The 18,179-nt window shown below is 71.8% G+C and carries 15 protein-coding genes; 7 read left to right on the top strand and 8 right to left on the bottom strand.

Going from position 1 to position 18,179, the window contains the following annotated elements:
* Positions 1 to 140 precede the first annotated feature (140 nt).
* The 5 genes from uppS to ACIA8N_RS27100 all read left to right on the top strand — a co-directional run bounded on the left by uppS (position 141) and on the right by ACIA8N_RS27100 (position 4,839).
* Positions 141 to 908, top strand: a complete 768-nt coding sequence (uppS, locus tag ACIA8N_RS27120; RefSeq protein ID WP_365786763.1) for a polyprenyl diphosphate synthase — start codon at positions 141 to 143, stop codon at positions 906 to 908.
* Positions 905 to 2,437, top strand: a complete 1,533-nt coding sequence (locus ACIA8N_RS27115; RefSeq protein ID WP_365786761.1) for an oxygenase MpaB family protein — start codon at positions 905 to 907, stop codon at positions 2,435 to 2,437. The genes uppS and ACIA8N_RS27115 overlap by 4 nt, the downstream gene beginning before the upstream one ends.
* Before the next feature lie 131 nt (positions 2,438 to 2,568).
* The gene (locus tag ACIA8N_RS27110; protein ID WP_365786759.1) at positions 2,569 to 3,015 is read left to right on the top strand and encodes an NUDIX domain-containing protein; all 447 of its coding nucleotides are present in this window, start codon (positions 2,569 to 2,571) and stop codon (positions 3,013 to 3,015) included.
* Between the two features lie 260 nt (positions 3,016 to 3,275).
* On the top strand, positions 3,276 to 3,518 hold the full coding sequence (locus tag ACIA8N_RS27105; RefSeq protein ID WP_365786757.1) for a hypothetical protein: 243 nt from the start codon (positions 3,276 to 3,278) through the stop codon (positions 3,516 to 3,518).
* A gap of 7 nt (positions 3,519 to 3,525) precedes the next feature.
* Entirely contained in the window at positions 3,526 to 4,839 is a 1,314-nt protein-coding gene (locus tag ACIA8N_RS27100; protein ID WP_365786754.1) for a zinc-dependent alcohol dehydrogenase, read from the top strand.
* A 91-nt stretch (positions 4,840 to 4,930) separates the two neighbouring features.
* Here the strand turns inward: ACIA8N_RS27100 and ACIA8N_RS27095 are convergent, their stop codons facing one another.
* Together ACIA8N_RS27095 and ACIA8N_RS27090 are read right to left on the bottom strand one after the other, a co-directional pair.
* Entirely contained in the window at positions 4,931 to 5,098 is a 168-nt protein-coding gene (locus ACIA8N_RS27095) for a hypothetical protein (RefSeq protein ID WP_365786752.1), read from the bottom strand.
* 5 nt (positions 5,099 to 5,103) lie between these two features.
* Complete coding sequence (locus ACIA8N_RS27090) at positions 5,104 to 5,670, bottom strand: DUF4291 domain-containing protein (RefSeq protein ID WP_365786750.1); 567 nt, start codon at positions 5,668 to 5,670, stop codon at positions 5,104 to 5,106.
* 147 nt (positions 5,671 to 5,817) lie between these two features.
* Here ACIA8N_RS27090 and ACIA8N_RS27085 point away from each other — a divergent pair, with 147 nt between their 5' ends.
* Positions 5,818 to 6,759: a hypothetical protein gene (locus ACIA8N_RS27085; RefSeq protein WP_365786795.1), complete on the top strand. Its 942-nt coding sequence runs from the start codon at positions 5,818 to 5,820 to the stop codon at positions 6,757 to 6,759.
* Between the two features lie 170 nt (positions 6,760 to 6,929).
* On the opposite strand, the gene ACIA8N_RS27080 is transcribed toward ACIA8N_RS27085, so the two are convergent.
* From ACIA8N_RS27080 to ACIA8N_RS27060, 5 genes are all read right to left on the bottom strand, one after another.
* Positions 6,930 to 9,437, bottom strand: a complete 2,508-nt coding sequence (locus ACIA8N_RS27080) for a glycoside hydrolase family 3 C-terminal domain-containing protein (RefSeq protein ID WP_365786748.1) — start codon at positions 9,435 to 9,437, stop codon at positions 6,930 to 6,932.
* A 91-nt stretch (positions 9,438 to 9,528) separates the two neighbouring features.
* Entirely contained in the window at positions 9,529 to 12,111 is a 2,583-nt protein-coding gene (locus tag ACIA8N_RS27075; protein WP_365786746.1) for a family 78 glycoside hydrolase catalytic domain, read from the bottom strand.
* 44 nt (positions 12,112 to 12,155) lie between these two features.
* On the bottom strand, positions 12,156 to 13,058 hold the full coding sequence (locus ACIA8N_RS27070; RefSeq protein ID WP_365786744.1) for a carbohydrate ABC transporter permease: 903 nt from the start codon (positions 13,056 to 13,058) through the stop codon (positions 12,156 to 12,158).
* A 3-nt stretch (positions 13,059 to 13,061) separates the two neighbouring features.
* Positions 13,062 to 13,946 (bottom strand): sugar ABC transporter permease, encoded by an 885-nt coding sequence (locus ACIA8N_RS27065; protein ID WP_365786741.1) that lies wholly within the window; start codon positions 13,944 to 13,946, stop codon positions 13,062 to 13,064.
* A gap of 107 nt (positions 13,947 to 14,053) precedes the next feature.
* Positions 14,054 to 15,370, bottom strand: a complete 1,317-nt coding sequence (locus ACIA8N_RS27060) for an extracellular solute-binding protein (RefSeq protein WP_365786739.1) — start codon at positions 15,368 to 15,370, stop codon at positions 14,054 to 14,056.
* Positions 15,371 to 15,630: 260 nt separating this feature from the next.
* On the opposite strand from ACIA8N_RS27060, the gene ACIA8N_RS27055 reads away from it, so the two are divergent.
* The gene (locus tag ACIA8N_RS27055; protein ID WP_365786737.1) at positions 15,631 to 16,680 is read left to right on the top strand and encodes a LacI family DNA-binding transcriptional regulator; all 1,050 of its coding nucleotides are present in this window, start codon (positions 15,631 to 15,633) and stop codon (positions 16,678 to 16,680) included.
* 55 nt (positions 16,681 to 16,735) lie between these two features.
* Here the strand turns inward: ACIA8N_RS27055 and ACIA8N_RS27050 are convergent, their stop codons facing one another.
* Positions 16,736 to 17,965: an MFS transporter gene (locus ACIA8N_RS27050; protein WP_365786735.1), complete on the bottom strand. Its 1,230-nt coding sequence runs from the start codon at positions 17,963 to 17,965 to the stop codon at positions 16,736 to 16,738.
* Positions 17,966 to 18,179: the final 214 nt, after the last annotated feature.

Raw genomic sequence — 18,179 nt, 5'->3', positions numbered from 1 at the left:
TTCCGGGCCTCCGGGCCGTCCCGGTGCTGCCAGGATCTCGGCAGGCGCAGCCCCGTCGGCATGGGCGGGGGCGGGGGGGCGGGGTGGGCGTGGCCGAGCGTGACGGGGCCGGTCGTGCGGCGGGTGGGTTCGGGTCGGGCGTGGCGGACCACGACGTCCTGCACGGGCGACGGGAGGACGGCGGGGCAGCGCGTGCGGTCCCCCGGCACGTGGCGTGCGTGATGGACGGCAACGGCCGCTGGGCGGAGCGGCGTTCCCTGCCGCGCACGGAGGGCCACAGGGCCGCCGAGACCACGGTCATCGACATCATCGAGGCGGCCCGGTCCGCCGGCGTGGAGTGGCTCAGCCTGTACGCGTTCTCGACCGAGAACTGGAACCGGCCCGGCGTCGAGGTCGACTACCTCATGCGTCTGGTCCGCCGGGTCGTACGGAAGCACGCCCCGCTGCTTCTCGCCCGCGGCATCCGCTGCCGCTTCCTCGGGGCCGCCGACCCCCGCATCCCCCGTGAACTGATCCAGGACTTCGACGACCTGACGACCCTGACCGACGACAACCGGAGGATGACGCTGACCATCGCGTTCGACCACGGCGGGCGCCGAGACATCGTCGAGGCCGCCCGGTCCCTGATCCGCAGCGGAACGTCCGCCGACGAGCTGACCGAGCGGGTGTTCGCCGAGCACCTGCCGTTCCCCGACACCCCCGACGTGGACCTCGTCATCCGCACCTCCGGTGAGCACCGCATCTCCAACTTCATGCTCTGGAAGGTCGCCTATGCCGAATGGGTCTTCCCCGAGGTGCTCTGGCCGGATTTCCGCGCCCCCGACTTCCTTGCCTGTCTGCACGCCTACCAGCGCCGGGACCGCCGTTTCGGCGGCCTGCCCGCGCAGCCGAACGGAGACCCACGATGACGACGGCACCGACCGCACCGAACGACGCGACCGGAGCGAGCGGCGCCCCTCGCCCGGACGCCACGGGACCGGGCGACGGGCACGCCCTGTTCGGGCCGGACACGCAGTTCCGGGCGCTCTTCGACGACCCGCGCTGGGCCCTCGCCATGATCCGCGCGACCGTGCTGGAGGCGGCCCACCCGCAGATCGGTGCCGCTCTCGTCGACAACTCCACCTTCGTCGCGCACCCCTGGCGCCGGCTCCGCAACACCTTCCTCAGCATGCGGCGCATGTTCGACGCCGACCCTGCGGTACGCGAACGGGAGGCGGCCCGGCTCAACCGGCTGCACACCCGGATGAGCGGCTCGGACGCCCGCGGCCGCGCGTACGACGCGAGGGACCGCGCGACCCGCGCCTGGGTGGTCGCCACCCTCTTCGAAAGCGGCGTCACCATGTGCCGGCTGAGCGGCCAGCCGCTCTCGCAGGACACGATGGAGCGCATGTACGCCGAGTACCGGGCGTTCCTGGCGGCCCTCGACGGTGACGCGGGCGCTCTCCCCGAAGAGCTCCACGACTTCTGGCGGTACTTCGACCGGGTCGTCGAGAACGAACTGGAGAACACCGAGGCGGCCCGGGTCATTCTCTTCCGCCTCTTCGACCACCTGCCCGCCCCGGCGCTGTTCGACGGCGCGCCCACACTGTGGGCGGTCGGCCGGGCCGTCGCCGGACCGCTCCTCGGCGCGATCACCGTCGCCTCGCTCCCCGAGCCGTACCGTCGCAGGGCCGGACTGCCGGAGATGCCCGGCACCCGGACGCTCATGCAGGGCGTCTACGTCGCCGCCGGGCTCGGACGCTTCCTGCCCGAGGGCTGGCTCAACGCCGAGAGCGTCATCGAGCTCCTCTCGCTCTCCCCCGGGAGCGACGACCCCCGCGCCCGGACCATGGCCGCCCTGCAGAGCCGTGTCAAGCGCGCGTCAGCCCTGCTGCGCCTCCTCGGCCCGCTGGGCGGCGACCCCGACCCCGGTCCGGTCCCCGCTACGGACGCGGAGCCCTCGGCGGCTGCCGGGCAGGTCCGGCGCTCGGCGGAGGAGTTCTTCCGGCAGGTGCTGGACCAGACCGGCGACGGCCATCTCGACTGGCCGGACCTCGCCGCCATGGCCCGGGAACTCTCCACCCGTCTCGACCTCGACGAACCCGAGGAGACCCGGCTCTACGACGCCTTCGCCGCCTGGTGGCGCGAACTCCAGGCCGCCCTCGACACGGACGGGGACGGCCGCGTCAGCGCCGCCGAGTACGCCGCCGCCGTCCCGTCCCTCGCCGGTCCTGCGCTCATCCGTGTCGCCGAGGTGCTCTTCGACGTGACCGACAAGGACGGCAACGGGACCATCGACGCGGACGAGCACCGGGCCCTCTTCCGCACCGCGTTCCACCGCGACCTCACCACCGTCGACGGAACCTACGGCCGGAGCGCCTTCGTGAGCGACTTCCTGTCCTTCATGTCCGCCCGTCGCACGAGCACCCTGTACGACCCGCTCCTCGCGGACGCCTGAGGCACACCACCGGAACGTCCACCGCGTACACGTCCGCACCCGCCGACGGTCCGCACATCAGCGAGGGGAACATCGTGGAACGCGCGGCGCAGGGTCGGACGAAGACGGGGGCGGGAGCGGGAGCGGGGGCCGTGAAGAACCTGATCGGCGCGCATCTGTTCCTGGAGCGCGACGGCCTCACCCTCCTCGGGCTGAGGCACCCGGACTCGGCGTTCGCGGGCGGTCACTGGCATGCCCTGGCCGGTCACGTGGAACGGGAGAGCGTGCGGTCGTGCCTGGTCAGGGAGGCGTACGAAGAGGCCGGCCTGGTCATCGCCCCGGCCGACCTCACGCTGGTCCACACCGTCCACGTGCTCCACCGCCCGGACGCCGATCCGAGGATCCAGTTGTTCTTCGCGGCGTCCCGCTGGTCGGGAGAACCGCGGATCCGCGAAGTCGACAAGTGCACGGCCTGGGGCTGGTGGCCGCTGGACGGTCTGCCGGAGCCGACGGTCGCGTACACCCGCGCCGCGATCGAGGGAATCGTCGCCGGAACCGCGTACTCGGAACTCGGCTGGGGACCTCCGTCGGCACCGTAGGCCACGGGTGAACCGGCTCGAACTCGGTCCTGCGGTCTTCGGGTTCTTCCCGACTCCGCCGCGGCCGGGCTGAGGCGACCGAGCGTGCCCACGACCGCGGGGTGCCGTCACTCCAGGTAATCGTCGGTGTCGTTCGGTCGACAGGTCGCGGCCCGATGCCTCCAGGGCGCTGTCGGGAGCCCGCATACCGGCGGGGTCATCGGGTACCGGCGCACCGACGACACATCACGACCCGAACCCGCATCGGAGAGGGAGTCACCATGACCAGCGGCACCAACGACACCGAGACCGGTGGCATCACCGGCACGAAGGACAAGGACTACAACCTCATCTGGTACGTCGAGAGCTGCCTGGCCAACGCCCTGCGGCTGGAGACGTACATCCAGGACGCCGAACGCGAGAACGACTCCGAGGTCGCCGAGCTCTTCCGCAAGGCCCAGGCCGACAGCCGCAAGGGCGCGGAACTGGGCAAGCGGCTGCTCGGTTCCCGCATGGGAGGCTGACCCGGGCATGAAAGCGGTTGTGTGGCACGGCATCGGCGACATACGTCTCGACGAGGTGCCGGAGCCGAAGATCCAGGACCGGTACGACGCGATCGTCCGCATCACCACCTCCGCGATATGCGGCACCGACATCCACTTCGTCCGCGGCACGATGCCCGGCCTGCGGGAGGGCCGGATCCTCGGTCACGAGGCGGTGGGGGTCGTCGAGGAGGTGGGGTCCGGCGTACGGAACCTCCAGGCGGGCGACCGCGTGGTCGTCCCGTCGACGGTGGCCTGCGGCACGTGCAGCTACTGCCGCGCCGGCTACTACGCGCAGTGCGACACGGCGAATCCCGGCGGCCCGCACGCCGGCACCGTGTTCTTCGGCGGCCCCGAGGCGGCGGGAGGCCTGGACGGGCTGCAGGCGGAATACGCCCGCGTGCCCTTCGCCCACGTGGGGCTCGTGCCGCTGCCCGACACCGTCGACGACGGCCAGGCCATCCTGCTGTCCGACATCTACCCGACGGCCTGGTTCGGCGCCGAGCTCGCCGAGGTCGGGGACGGGGACACCGTCGCGATCGTCGGCGCGGGACCCGTGGGCCAGGCGGCCGTCGCGTGCGCGCGGCTCCGGGGCGCCGGCCGGATCATCGTCGTCGACGGCGTCGCCGACCGGCTGGGTCTCGCCAGGCGCCAGCACGCGGAGACCGTCGACTTCAACGCCGAGGAGCCGGTCGAAGCGGTACGCGAACTCACCGGCGGCATCGGCGTGGACCGCGTCATCGACGCCGTCGGCGTGGACGCGCAGCGTCCGTCGCAGGGCCCTGCCGCCGAGGCGCTGCGCGACCAGGAACGGCAGTTCGACCACGAACGCGACGAGGCCGCGCCGGAACGGAATCCGGACGGTGACACCTGGGTGGCCGGCGACGCGCCGACCCTCGCGGCCCGCTGGTCGGTCCAGATGGCGGCCAAGGCTGGGACCGTCGGCACGGTCGGAGTCTATCCGCCGCAGGTGCAGCACTACCCGTTCGGCGAGGCGTTCATGAAGAACCTCACGCTGAAGACGGGCAACTGCAACCACCGGCGCTACCTGCCCCGTCTCGTCTCCCTGGTCGGCTCCGGCACGCTCGACCCCACGCCGCTGATCACCCGCTGGTCGGGAGCGGCGGACGCCATCGACGCGTACCGCGCCTTCGACCGCCGGGAGGCCGGCTGGACGAAGGTGGCGCTCGGTCTGGACGACCGCGGAGCCGTCGCCCCCGGCATGGGCGAGGAGGCCGGCACCGGGGCCGCCACCACCGCCGGCGCCCACGAGGTGACCGCGGAGGAACTCCGGAGCGGCTGAGGCCACGTCCGGCGGACACACGGAGAGGCCCGGTACGCCCTGCTGGGGCGTACCGGGCCTCTCCACGTCCGTGTGGCTGGTCCGGCGGCGGCTAGGACTTGCCTCCGTCGCCGAAGACGGCCTTCTGTACGTCATCCGGGCCGTCGTAGCGCTTGGACCCGGACGACTGCAGCTTCTCGACGACGCTGTCCTCGGCGCCGTTGCTCCTGGCCAGCTGGCTGGTGCCCGGGATGCGGTCGCCGATCCGGCCCGATTCCACGGCGTTCAGCCACCTGAGGCGAGTCGGTCCTCCAGCGCCCGGGGCAGCGGGTAGGGACGCTCCGCCGGGATCAGCCGCTGGGCTTTCGCGGCCTGGCCGGCCTGTATCAGGAAGGCGGCCTTGCGGACCTGTGGGGTGAGGTCCGTGAGGCCGACGACCCAGTCGTCGGTGAACGTGCGAACGAGATGGCGGCCGATCCCGACCTGGATGCTGTAGTGGTTGAGGGCCGCCCCGCGCGGCGAGCGTTCCGGGTCCCATTGGACGTGCACGGTCGCCCGGGCCACGGCCGCCGGGTCCGAGGTCGTGAGCTCGGCCTGTGTGAGGGCCTCCTCCCAGCCCTGGCGGGTCATACGCACGGCGAGCACCCGCTCCTGGCCGGCCTTGCGGGCCCAGTTGCTGCGGTGCATCAGCCACATGAACGACGGCTTGATCCACGTCATCCGGTGGAACGAGAACGGCTGGACGAAGCGGCCCGCCCGAAGCGCCGCGTCGGCGATGGCGGGCGCGTACGCCTGGTAGACGACGATCGTGTCGGCGTCGTAGTCGGCGCGGATCTGATAACGGGGTGCCATGCGCGGCACCTTGCCAGTCGTCCCGCCGGCCTCGCGAGCCCATTTCCCACAGGGGCGGCCCCCGTCTTCCTCCCCACCCTGGCCAAGTGCCCCCACGTGGCCTTGACTTGCCGTGACACGGCAGCGGTCATGCGAAGGGACACCGACGTGCGCGCACGGGGCATCAACTACGACACCGGGTTCCTCCCCGGCGATCAGCTCTCCCGCAAGGTCTTCACCTCTGAGACGGTCCGGCACGACATGGCGGTGATCTCCGGGGATCTCCACTGTGACGCCGTCCGCGTCTCCGGGCGGGAGCCCGAACGGCTGAGCACCGCCGCCCGGCACGCCGCGGACGCCGGTCTGGAGGTCTGGTTCGCGCCCTTTCCCGTCGAACTTCCCGCCGACCGGCTGCTCCCGTTCTTCGCCGACTGCGCCCGCCGGGCCGAGGCCGTGCGCGAGACAGGGGCCGATGTGGTGTTCGTCGCCGGCTGCGAGATCAGCGCGTTCTGCGGCGGCTTCCTCCCGGGCGATACGTACGCCGACCGGCTGCGGGCCATGGCCGACGCCGACATGGAGTGGTGGTCCTCGCTCGGTCCGGTGCAGGAGCGCCTGAACGGCTTCCTCGCCCAGGTCGCCGTGGAGGTCCGTACGCACTTCGGCGGGCAGGTCACGTACGCCTCCGCTCCCTGGGAGTCCGTCGACTGGGGCCCGTTCGACCTCGTGGGCGTCGACGCCTACCGGGCCGCCTACAACGCAGACAGCTACCGCGACGAGCTGCGCGGGCACCTCGCCCACGGAAAGCCCGTCGCGGTGACCGAGTTCGGAACCTGCGCCTACCGGGGTGCGGGAGAGCGGGGCGGCATGGCCTGGCAGGTGCCGGACGGTGCCGTACCGGACGAGGAGGAGCAGGTGCGCCACCTCACCGAGCTGCTGGACGTCTTCGAGGAGGAAGGCGTGGACACGGCGTTCTGGTTCACCTTCGCCGGCTACAGCAGACCCGGGGAGCGGGACCTCGGCTCCTACGGTGTCGTCCGGATGCTCGACGAGACCCGCTGGGAACCGAAGAAGGCGTTCCACACGATGGCGGCCAGGTACCGGCGTAGTTGAAGGTCATGGCCCCGTACTCGTGGCTACGGGGCGTGTCGTGCTGGCCCTCGGGGCCTTTGCCGCGCTGCTGTACACCGTCGGCGCTCCGTACGGTGGCGGAGTCTGATCGGACTCCGTCCGGGGTGCGGTAGCGGCGTCCGCCGGTGCCGCACCCCGGCCTCCGGCGAGGGTCAGCCGAGGGAGAGGGACCGCTGGGCGGTCATCGCGCGGGAGTCGCGGGCGGTGGCGAAGGTGTAGAGGCCGGGAACGAGGGTCCAGGTCCCGGAGTTCCAGACGGTCAGGTCGTCGGCCGGGATGGTGAAGGCGACCCTCCGGTTCGCGCCCGGGGCGAGGGTGAGCTTGTGGAAGGCCACGAGGCGGCGGGGTTCCGCGGACGCGGCGCCGGGGAGGGTGGCGTAGACCTGGACGACGTCCGTCCCCTGGCGGTTGCCGCTGTTGGTGACGGTCACGGAGAGGGTCACCGTCCTGGTGGTGGCGTCGTACGCGGCTTCCAGGGAGCCGTGGGCGAACGTGGTGTAGGACAGGCCGTGTCCGAAGGGGAACTGGGGCTGCCGGCCCTTGGCGTCGTAGTAGCGGTAGCCGATGGCGGTCCCCTCGTCGTAGGAGACGGTGCCGTTCTGCCCCGGGTAGGTCGCGGTGGTGGCGCCGGGGCCCTGGGAGGCCGCGGCGGGGAAGGTGACGGGCAGCCGGCCCGAGGGGTCGCTGTCGCCGAAGAGGACGGCGGCCAGTGCGGTGCCCGTGCCGCGGCCTCCGTACCAGGCCTGGATGACGGCCTCGACGTCGCCCAGCCAGGGCATCGCCACGGGGCCGTCGGTGTTCAGGACGACGATGGTGCGCGGGTTGACCGCCGCCACGGCGGTGATGAGCCGGTTCTGGTCCGCGGGGAGGGCGAACTGCTCGTGGTCCATGGCTTCGCCGGCGATGCGGTTGACGAAGACGACGGCGGCGTCGGCGGTACGGGCCGCCTGGACGGCGGCCGGGATGAGGGAGGCGGGCTGCCAGCCGAGGGTGAGGCCGCTGGTGCCCGGGTCGGCGGTGGCGTTGCTGTACGTGAGCTCGACGGTGACGGTCTTTCCCGCGGTGAGCTCGACGGTGCCCTGGACGGGGTAGTCGTAGGTGCCGAGGAAGAAGCGGCGGGTGCCGCGGGATCCTGAGACGACGGTGGCGCCGTCGATCCTCAGGGTCGCGGTGCCGGCGGGCAGGAGGGAGAAGCGGTGCAGTCCCGTGTGGGTCGGGGTCAGGGTGCCCGACCAGGTCGCGGACCAGACGGCGGGGAGGGTGGCGAGCGGGGCTCCGGTGAAGTCGACGACGGTGTCGGTGCGGGTCGCGACGGGGGTGCCGACCGGCTCGGCGGTGGCGTAGTAGCGGCCGGTGAGTCCGGCGGCTCCGCCGGTGGTGCGCAGCACGGTGGCGGGGACGGGTGCCAGCGGTACGTCGCCGGTGGTGCCCTGGGCGTGGGTGACCTTCACGCCGCTGCCGGCGCGGGTCCTGATGGCCTGCAGCGGGGTGGTCCAGGTGCCGGGGTCGACGTACGTGGAGCCGGCGACGCCGGTGAGGGTGTCGGTGCCGGCAGGTCCGATGACGGCGAGCGACGTGAGCGTCGACGGCAGGGGCAGGGCCGAGGAGCGGTTGGCGAGCAGGACGGTGGAGGCGAGGGCGGCTTCGTGGGCGAGGCTCTTGTGTTCGGCGGTGCTGACGTCCTGGGCCGGGGCGGGGACGGGGTTGTCGACGAGGCCGTTGGCGAACATGGTGAGGAGGATGCGGCGGGCGGCGTCGTGGAGGCGGGCCGCCGGGACGGCGCCGCCGGTGAGGGCGCCGGGTACGAGCTTGACGCCGGCGGGGCCGAGTCCTGCGAGGTCCATGCCGGCCCTGGCGGCGGCGACCTGGTCGTCGCCGGCCCAGAAGTCGGGGACGGTGTAGCCCTGGAGGCCGAGTCGGGTCTTGACGTCGTCGAAGAGGGTGGGGTTCTGGGTGGCGAAGGTTCCGTTGATCCTGGGGTAGGCCATCATGACCGAGGTGGTGGGCGCGGCGGCGATCACGCGGCGGAAGGGCGCCTGGTAGATCTCGTGCATCGCGCGGTCGGAGAGCCGGGTGTCGGTGAAGAAGCGGTTCACCTCCTGGGTGTAGGCGGCGAAGTGCTTGACGGTGGCGGTGACCCGGCGGCTCTGCATGCCGGTGGTGAGGGCGGCGCCGAGGCGGCCGGCGAGGAGCGGGTCCTCTCCGAGGCTCTCGGCCTGGCGGCCGAAGTGCCAGGTGCGGGTGAGGTCGATGGTCGGGCCGAGGAGGGTGTTGTAGCCCTTGGCGCGGCCTTCGGCGCCGATGGCGGCGCCTATGCGGCGGGCGAGGTCCTCGTCGAAGGTCGCGGCCTGCGCGAGGGGGACGGGGAAGGCGGTGACGTTCTGTTCGCCGCGCAGTCCTGCGGAGGCGTCGACCATGGTGAGGGCGGGGATGCCGAGGTGGCCGAGGGCGGCGAAGTCGCAGCGGACGAGGGCCTCCTTCTCCGCGGCCGTCATCCGGGCGAGGAGGGCGTCGGCGCGCTCGACGGCTCGGGGGTCGGTCGCGGCGATCGCCCGGCCGGTGCCCGCGGTCGCCCGGCCGGTGGCCGCGGTGGCGGCGGGGGCCATGCTGACGGCGAGGGCGGTGGCGATGGCGGAGGACAGGAAGGTACGTCGGTTCACAGCGGCTCTCCAAACGGTGGGGGCGGCCGGGGCCGCCGAAGTCGCGTGCTGGGGATGGAGCGGCGACTCGGATTCCCTTTCCGGGTCTTCGTCAGTCGCCTTCGGTGGCGGGGAAGGTGTGGGTGCCGGGGCCGAGTCCGACGGGGTCCCGACCCGGCAGCTCGGCGACGGCGGTGCAGTTCGGCGGCACGGTGATGCGGGCCTTCAGGCCGGAGGGCGTGGTCTCCCAGAACAGTGAGGCGGTCCCGTGGGGCGTCTCGTGGCGGGTGCGGGCCCAGGTGATGCCGCCGCCGGGGCGGGGTCGGAAGGTGAGGACGGCGCCTCCGGGGGCCGTGAGCTCGATGCCCCCGACGACTCGGTGGAGCCAGTCGGCGACGGCGCCGAGGGCGTAGTGGTTGAACGAGGTCATGCCGCCGGGGTTGAGGGTCCCGTCGGGGCGGAGGCTGTCCCAGCGCTCCCAGACGGTGGTGGCGCCCATGGTGACGGGGTAGAGCCACGAGGGGCAGTCGGTCTGGAGCAGCAGCCTGTAGGCGGTGTCCAGGTGGCCGGTGTCCGTGAGCGCGTCGCAGACGAGGGGGGTGCCGACGAAGCCGGTGGCGATGCGGGCGTCGTCGAGGAGGACCAGTTCGGCGAGGCGATCGCCCGCGGCCTGCCGCCGGGGGGCGTCCAGGAGGTCGAAGGCGAGGGCGAGGGCGTAGGCGGTGGGGCTGTCGCTGGACATGCGGCCGTCGGCGTGGACGTAGCGGCCCTGGAAGGCCGTGGTGATCTCGTCGGCGAGTGTGTCGTACCGGACGGCGTCGGCCGTGTGGCCCAGCGCGCGGGCGGCGTGGGCGAGGTGCCGGGCGGAGTGGGCGAAGTAGGCGGTGGCGACGAGGTGGCGGTCGGTGCGTCCTGCGGCGGGGTCCTCCGGCGGGGCGGCCGGGTCCAGCCAGTCCCCCAGCTGGAAGCCGGTGTCCCAGAGGCGGTCGGGGCCGGCGAGCCGCTCGACGAGGTCGACCCAGGCCTTGCCCGTGCGGTAGTGGCGCCGCAGGAGTTCGAGGTCGCCGAAGCGCCGGTAGAGGACCCAGGGGGTGAGGGTGGCGACGTCGCCCCAGGCGGCTCCCGGCTGGATGGGGGTCCACATCGGTTCGCCGGGGATGACGGGCACGTACCAGGGGATGGTGCCGTCGGGAAGCTGTTCGAGGCCCACGTCGGTGAGCCAGGAGTCGAGCATGCCGGCGCAGTCGTAGAGGAAGCTCGCGGTGGGGGCGAAGACCTGGATGTCGCCGGTCCAGCCGAGGCGCTCGTCGCGCTGCGGGCAGTCGGTGGGGATGTCGACGAAGTTGCCCCGCATGCTCCACAGGACGTTCTCGTGGAGGCGGTTGACCATGGGGTCGCTGCATTCGAACCAGCCGGTGCGGCGCATGTCCGTGTGGTGGACGCGCGCGGTCACGGCCTCGGGGGTGAGTTCGCCGGGCCAGCCGCTGATCTCGGCGTAGCGGAAGCCGTGGAGGGTGAAGCGGGGTTCCCAGGTGTACGGGCCGGTGCCCGGCAGGACGAGGGTGTCGGTGGAGTGCGCCTCGCGCAGGGGGCGGGTGGCGAGTTCGCCGTCCTGGAGGACTTCCGCGTGCCGGAGCGTGAGGGTGGTGCCGGCCGGTCCGTCGGCGGTGAGGCGCAGCCGGCCGACGAGGTTCTGGCCGAAGTCGAGCAGGTGACGGCCGTCGGCGGTGCGGGTGATGGTGGTCGGGGGGATGTCCTGGGTGCACCGGACCGGGGGTCCTTGGGGCGCGACGAGTGTCCTGGGGTCCCGCTTCCCGGTCCGTACGGGGGTCCAGCCGTCCTGGGGTGCGGACGGGGTGGCCCAGTGCGGGTCGTCGAGGCGGGCGTCGAAGGTCTCGCCCTCGTACAGGCCGCTGGTCAGGATCGGGCCGAAGGCGGCCTGCCAGGTGTGGTCGGTGGCGACCACGGTGGTGGTGCCGTCGGTGTGGGTGATCTCCAGTTGGGCGATGAGGGACTGGTCGGTGCCGTAGATGTTGCGGGTGCCGCCGTCGAAGCCGTACTTGCCGCGGTACCAGCCGTCGGCGAGCCAGGCGCCGATGGTGTTCGCGCCGTCGGTGAGGAGCGGGGTGACGTCGTGGGTGCGGTACCGCAGTCGGTGGGGGTAGACCGTCCAGCCGGGGGCCAGGGTCTCGTCGCCGACCCGGGTGCCGTTGATCTCCGCTTCGTACAGGCCGTGGGCGGTGATGTAGAGCCGGGCGTGGGCGATCGGCTTGCCGTCGGTCCTGAAGTGTCCGCGGACGCGGGCCGGGCGGCGTTCCGCCGCGGGGTCCTCGTCCCAGGCGGCTCCTACGGGTACGGCGGTCCAGTCCTCCGGTGCGAGCAGACCGGCCTCGACGGGGCTCGGCGCGCTCCAGGGCGAGGCTTCGGTGCCGGTGGCGGACCAGGTCCGTACGCGGACTGCGGCACGTTCCCGCGAGACGAGGGGTTCGGCGGGCCAGGGCACGAGGTGGTGGTCGGCGGTGGCGACGGGGCCCGTGCGGTGGGTCCGGCCGCCGCGGCGGATCTCGATCTCGTACGCCTGCTGGTCGCCGGCCTCGGGGGGCGTGGTCCAGGAGAGGCGGGGGGTGCCGGTTCCGACGCCGAGGCCGTCCGGCAGGTGCTCGAAGCGCACCGGGGAGGGCGGGAGGGACTGCAAGGAAGGGACCTTTCGTGTGCTCGGGCGGGCGGGGCGGGGGCGGTTCAGCCCTTGACCGCTCCCGAGGTGAGGCCCTTCATGACCTTCTGGTTGAGGAAGAGGTAGATCACGAGCGTTCCGAGGACGTTGATGCAGATCGCCGCGAACAGCGGGCCGTACTGGGTGGCTCCGAAGTCGCCGGTGAAGTTGAGCAGGCCGACCTGGATGGTGCGCAGGTCCTGGCTGTTGGTGAAGGTCAGGGCGATGAGGAGGTCGTTCCAGATGAAGAAGAACTGGACCAGGCCGACCGTGAGGAGGGCGTTGCGGACCATGGGCACGCTGATGGTCCAGAAGGCGCGCAGGATGCCGGCGCCGTCGAGGGTGGCCGCCTCGAAGAGTTCCCTGGGGACGGTCCTGTAGTAGGTGGCCATCATGAAGACGGTCAGGGGGAGGCCGGTGCCGGTGTAGGTGAGGACGAGCGGCCAGAGGGTGCCGGAGAGGCCGGCCTGGAAGTAGACGGTGAACAGCGGCAGCAGGATCATCTGCGGCGGGACCATCATCCCGGCGAGGAAGACGACGAGCGTCAGGCTGCGGCCCTTCCAGACCATGACCTGCAGGGCGAATCCGGCGGCGGTGCCCAGGAGCAGCACGAGGGCCAGGGCGGGGACGACGGCCAGGAGGCTGTTCTTGACGTAGAGGCCGATGTTCCCGGTGGTCCACGCCTCGACGTAGTTGCCCCATTCCCAGGTGGTGGGCAGGCTCCAGGTGGAGTTGTCGAGGTAGTCGCTGTTGGACTTCAGCGAGGTGAGGAACATCCAGATCAGGGGGTAGACCTCGACGACGAGCAGCAGGGCGACGGCGATCCTGGTCCACAGGCGGCCGCCGGTGCCGCGGAAGGGGCGGCGGGCCCGCTGTCCGGTGCGCCGGTGTGCGGGAGTCGCGGTCTTCAGGGGGGTGTCTACGGCCATGGTTCAGCCCTCCGTGATGTCGCGCCGCGAGACGCGGTAGACCGCCAGGCTCACCAGGAGGCAGACGACGGTGAGGAGCAGCGCGATGGTGCTTCCGTAGCCGTACTCGCTGTAGGTGAACGACGTCTGGAACATGTACAGGGTCAGCGGGGTGGTGTCGCTGCCCGGTCCGCCGTTGGTGAGGGCGACGACGGAGTCGAAGACCTTCAGGGTGCCGTTGATGCTGAAGATCAACGAGGACATGAGGACGGGCAGGGACAGCGGCAGGACGATGTGGCGGACGAGGCGGAGGCCGGAGGCTCCGTCGAGCCGGGCCGATTCGAGGACCTCGTCGGGGATGTCGACGAGTCCGGCGAACAGGAGGACGGCGTAGAAGCCCATGGAGCGCCAGATGTCCATGACGACCAGGACCCAGAAGGCGCTTCCCGCACTGCCGAAGAAGTCGACGGACTCCAGACCGAGGGCGTTGAGCAGGGAGTTGACGGGGCCGGTCTGGGGGGCGACCTGGAACAGCTTCTGGAAGAGCAGGCCGACGGCGACGGTGGGCAGGACGACCGGGAAGAAGACCAGGGTGCGGATGAGCGCGGAGGCCCGCTTGAGGAAGAAGACGTAGAGCAGGGCCAGGAGGTAGCCGGCGACGACCTGTCCCGCGGTGACGACGACCGCGTACTTCAGGGTGAACCAGAGGGCGTCGTGGACGGCCTGGTCGGACAGGAGCCTGCTGAAGTTGGCCAGGCCGTTGCCGGTGAAGCCGTCGATGGAGTTGCCCTGGGTGAAGGAGTACCCGAGCGACCACACGGTGGGGACGAGCATGATCAGTGTGTAGACGAGGAGTGCGGGACCGAGCAGGATCGCGATCGCCCTGCGGTCACCGAGTACGCGGTGCATGAGAGTGGTGTCCACTTCGGTGTCGGGTGAAGGGGCCGGCCGGGCGGGGCGGGCGGCTCGCCTGCTGGTGGCGGCGCCGCCCGCCTCACGGGTCCGAACGACAGGACCTAGCGGCCGGCGAGCGCGCCCTGGACGGTCTCCATGAACTGCTGGGGGCTCACGCTGCCGGTGACGAGGCCGGCGGCGTTGGTCTGGCTGACCGTGGTCGCCTTGGTGCTGAAGAGGGCCTCGAACCACAGGACGTTCTGCTGGGACGAGCTGATGGTCTTGCGGACGGTCGAGGTGACCTCGTTGGCGTCCTTGACCGGGGTGTTGACCTTGAAGCCGGAGATCGAGCCGTGGTCCTTCAGGGCGGTGGTGCCGTAGTTCCGGGCGACGCAGCTCACCCACGCGCCGGTCTTCTTGTCGAAGTTCTTCGAGCCGAGGGTGATGGCCAGGCCGACGTTGGAGGGGTACTGGTCGGCGGAGCCGGCGCCGCCGGTGACAGCGGGGAAGGGCATGAAGCCGACGTTCTCGGCACCGACCTTGTTCTGCTTCGGGTCGGAGATGTTGGCCAGGGCCCAGCTGCCCATGTAGAACATGGCGGACTTGCCGGTGAGGAACTGGTTCATCGCGGTGTCGTAGTCGATGGAGCCGACGCCCTTGCCGAAGTAGCCCTTCTTGCCCAGCGCGGCGATCTCCTCGGCAGCCTTGACGTACGGGGGGTCGGTAAGCTTGGCCGTACCGGAGTCGATCTTGTCGAGGGCGTCGGGACCGAGGCTGCGGTAGAGGTAGCCGCTGATGAGGCGGGTGAGCGGCCAGCCCTGCTGACCCGAGGCGGAGAACGGCTGGACGCCCTTGGCGTCGAGCTTGCCCGAGGCGGCGAGCAGTTCCGCCCAGGTGCCGGGGACCGCGATCCCGTTCTCCTCGAAGATCTTCTTGTTGTAGAAGATTCCCTCGATGTTGTACTCGTAGGGCAGCGCCTCCAGCTTGCCCCCGTACAGGGCCTTGATCGTGGAGACGGCGGCCGGTTCGAGCTGGTCGAGGACGCCGAGCCGCTGGAGTTCGAGCTCCAGGTCGGCGACCTTGCCGGACTTCGCGAGCTGCTTGGTGAGCGAGGGGGCGTTGCCCGCGGCGAACTGGGTGGGCAGGGCGTTCTGGCCGGCGAGCAGCTGGAGCTTCTGGTCCAGGCTCGCCTGGGGCACGGTCTCGACCTTCAGCGGCAGGGCCACGTTCTCGGTCTTGCAGGAGCCCTTGGAGAGGGTGGTCAGCGCCGTTCTCGTCGTCGTGTTCTCCGTGACGCTGAGGTACGTGAAGTCCTTGGGCGCCGCGGAGGTGCCGCCACCGTTGCCGCCGCAGGCGGTGGCGAACACGGCCAGGGACGTGACTCCGGCCGAGAGGAGGGTCAGACGCGTACGGCGGGCGCGGATCGTGCGGTGGGGCACTGGTGACTCCCAGGATCGTGAGAGAGGAGAGGGGCGCCGAGCGGGCGCCGGGGCGGCGGGAAAACCGGCCGCGTGGAACGGAGTCGTGTAGAACGTTCTCCATCCGAGTCGGCTACACCATGACGCCATTCCTCTGGCATCGTCAAGACACAGACGCGTAACATCAGCTCCGCCTGGTCGACTGAAGGGGCGGCCCCTGGAGTCGCCCCACGACGTGGCGCGTAGACCGTTGCACCAATCACGAGGAGATCAGGGTTCTCATGGCCGCGGACAGTACGCCGAGGAACACCAAGCGGGTGACGATCACCGACGTCGCCCGCCATGCCGGCGTGTCCACCGCCGCCGTGTCGAAGGTCATGCGCAACGCCTACGGCGTGAGCCCGGCCATGCAGGAGCGCGTCCGGGCGGCCATGGCCGAACTGGAGTACCGCCCCCACGCCGCGGCCCGCGGCATGCGCGGGCGCACGTACACCATCGGTGTCCTGCTCGACAACGTGCGCAACGCGTTCTTCGCCGACATCCTCGACGGCATCCGGGAGGAACTCGCGGACAGCGAGTACACGGTGCTGATCGGCGCGGCCGGGTTCGGCGCGGAGGAACAGGCCCGCACCACCCGGTCCATGGTGGACCGTCAGATGGACGGACTGATCCTCATCGCCCCCGCGACCCCGCGCTCCGAGGTCCTCGCCACGGCCGCGGAGACACCCACCGTGGTCATCGGACACCACGACGCGTCCGACGTGCACGACTCCGTCACCGACGCGGACGACCTCGGGGCGGGCCTGGTGGTGGACCACCTCGTCGGACTCGGACACCGGGACATCGCCCTGGTGTCGGCGGCCGGCAGCGGGACCGGGCGCTGGCAGCGGCCGCCCGAGATCGCCCTGGCCGACGGCTACCTCAAGGCGATGGAGCGTCACGGCCTCGCCGCGCGGGCGCGCGTGCACCACGCCGCCTACTCCGACGACGGCGGACACGCCGCCGGTCTCGCCCTGCTGACCGGCGACGAGCGGCCCACCGCGATCCTGACCGGAGCCGACATCGCGGCCCTCGGCATCTACCGGGCCGCCGCCGACCTGGGGCTCTCGATCCCCGGCGACGTCTCGCTCGTCGGCTACAACAACACCGCGATCGCCTCGCTCGCCCCGGTCCAGCTCACCAGCGTCGACCAGGCCGGGCACACCATGGGCGCGGCGGCGGCGAGGATGCTGATCGAGCGCGTCGAAGGGCGGCGCGACCGCGCCATGCAGACGACGATGATCCCGCGGCTGGTCGTGCGACTCAGCACCGCGGGGCCCAGCGCCCGGTAGGGACGGCCCCCACGGGTCCGTTGTCTCCGGACCCGGGGAGCGGCTCATTCCCATGTCACCGGTCGTCCATGGGCGGCCCCGCGGTCGCGGGAGTGCGGAGCACCGCGGAAAGGAGCGCGGCGGCGACGACGGCGGTGGCCGCTCCGAGGAGGGCGACGGCGGTGGCGAGGCTGCCCGCCGCGCCCTTGCCGGCCAGCAGGACCAGCGGACAGAGGAACTCCCCGAGGAAGAAGGCCGCGGTCCACAGGCCCATGCCGCGCCCACGGTCGGCGAAGCCGAGCCGGGCCATGGCGCGGGTCACCAGCGACGGCAACAGCATGCCGGTGCCGACGCAGTTGACGACGGCTCCGGCGATCAGGAGCGGGAGGCTGTCGGCGAGGCCCATGAGCAGGAAGCCCGCGGCGCACAGGGCGAACATCGCCGGCAGCCGGTGGCGTCCGCGCGGGGAGAGGCGGGTGAAGACGAGGGAGCCGAGGACGGTCGCGGCGCTGGCCACGGCGGTGACGGCGCCGATGGCGCCGGTGGACTCGACGCCCAGGTCGTCCAGGAGGTAGGCCATCTCGACCGGAACCGCGTAGAAGACCACGGCGCCGAAGACGGTGAGGAGGCAGATCCCGGCCATGCGGCGGACGGGGAAGGGCCGTCGGGCCGTCCGCGTGTCCGGCCGCTCTTCGTGCTCGGGCGGCCGGGGGGTCGGCAGGACGCGGGCCATGACCGGGGCGATGAGCAGGCCGACGGCGTACAGCCAGAAGGGGGCGCGCCAGTCGGCCGCGCCGAGTACGCCGCCGAGGACGAAGAAGACGGTGGCGGACGCCGAGGCGCACATGGTCTGCAGGGCGAGGTAGCGGTCGCGGAGTTCGCCGCTGTAGTAGTCGCCGATGAGGGTGGTGCAGGCGGTCATGATGGCCGCCTCGGTGACACCGACGAGGATGCGGCTGACAAGGATGGCGTGGAGGGAGTCCAGCCAGAGGGGTGCGGTCCCGAACAGCGCGTAGAGGAAGGTGGCGACCACGAGGAGCCGCTTGCGGCCGAGCCGGTCGACGATGACGCCGGCGAAGGGGGCGAGGAGGGCGAGGGCCAGGGCGGGGACGGTCAGGACGACGGGGACCAGGGCCGTACTGCCGGGGACGCCGTCGAAGTGGTCCTGCATGCGGGGCAGTACGGGGGCGAGGAGTACCGCCCCGAGGACGGGCAGGCAGCTGCCGGCCATGAGGACGACGGCGGGGAGGCGCCCGGCGGGGGCCGCGGCACGGTCGGGGGACGGCGGGGCGAGGGGTGCGGGCATGACGGCACTCCGGAGCGCGAGGGGGAGGGAGGTGGCGCCCGGTCTGCGACTTCCCGCCTGTGCGGGAGGAGGTCTGGACCGGGGGCGGAGGTGCCCTCGACTATGCGTGCCGGTGGACGTGCTGCCCACCCCTTGCGTCATCCGGGTTCGCGATGGGTCTGATCCACCGGGTGGATGGCGGAGGGAGCGGGTTCTCCCCGTCGTGCGGACGGTG

The sequence above is a fragment of the Streptomyces sp. NPDC051822 genome (assembly GCF_044452745.1).
Taxonomy (GTDB): Bacteria; Actinomycetota; Actinomycetes; order Streptomycetales; family Streptomycetaceae; genus Streptomyces.
This window is presented reverse-complemented; position numbering and strand designations above follow the sequence as displayed.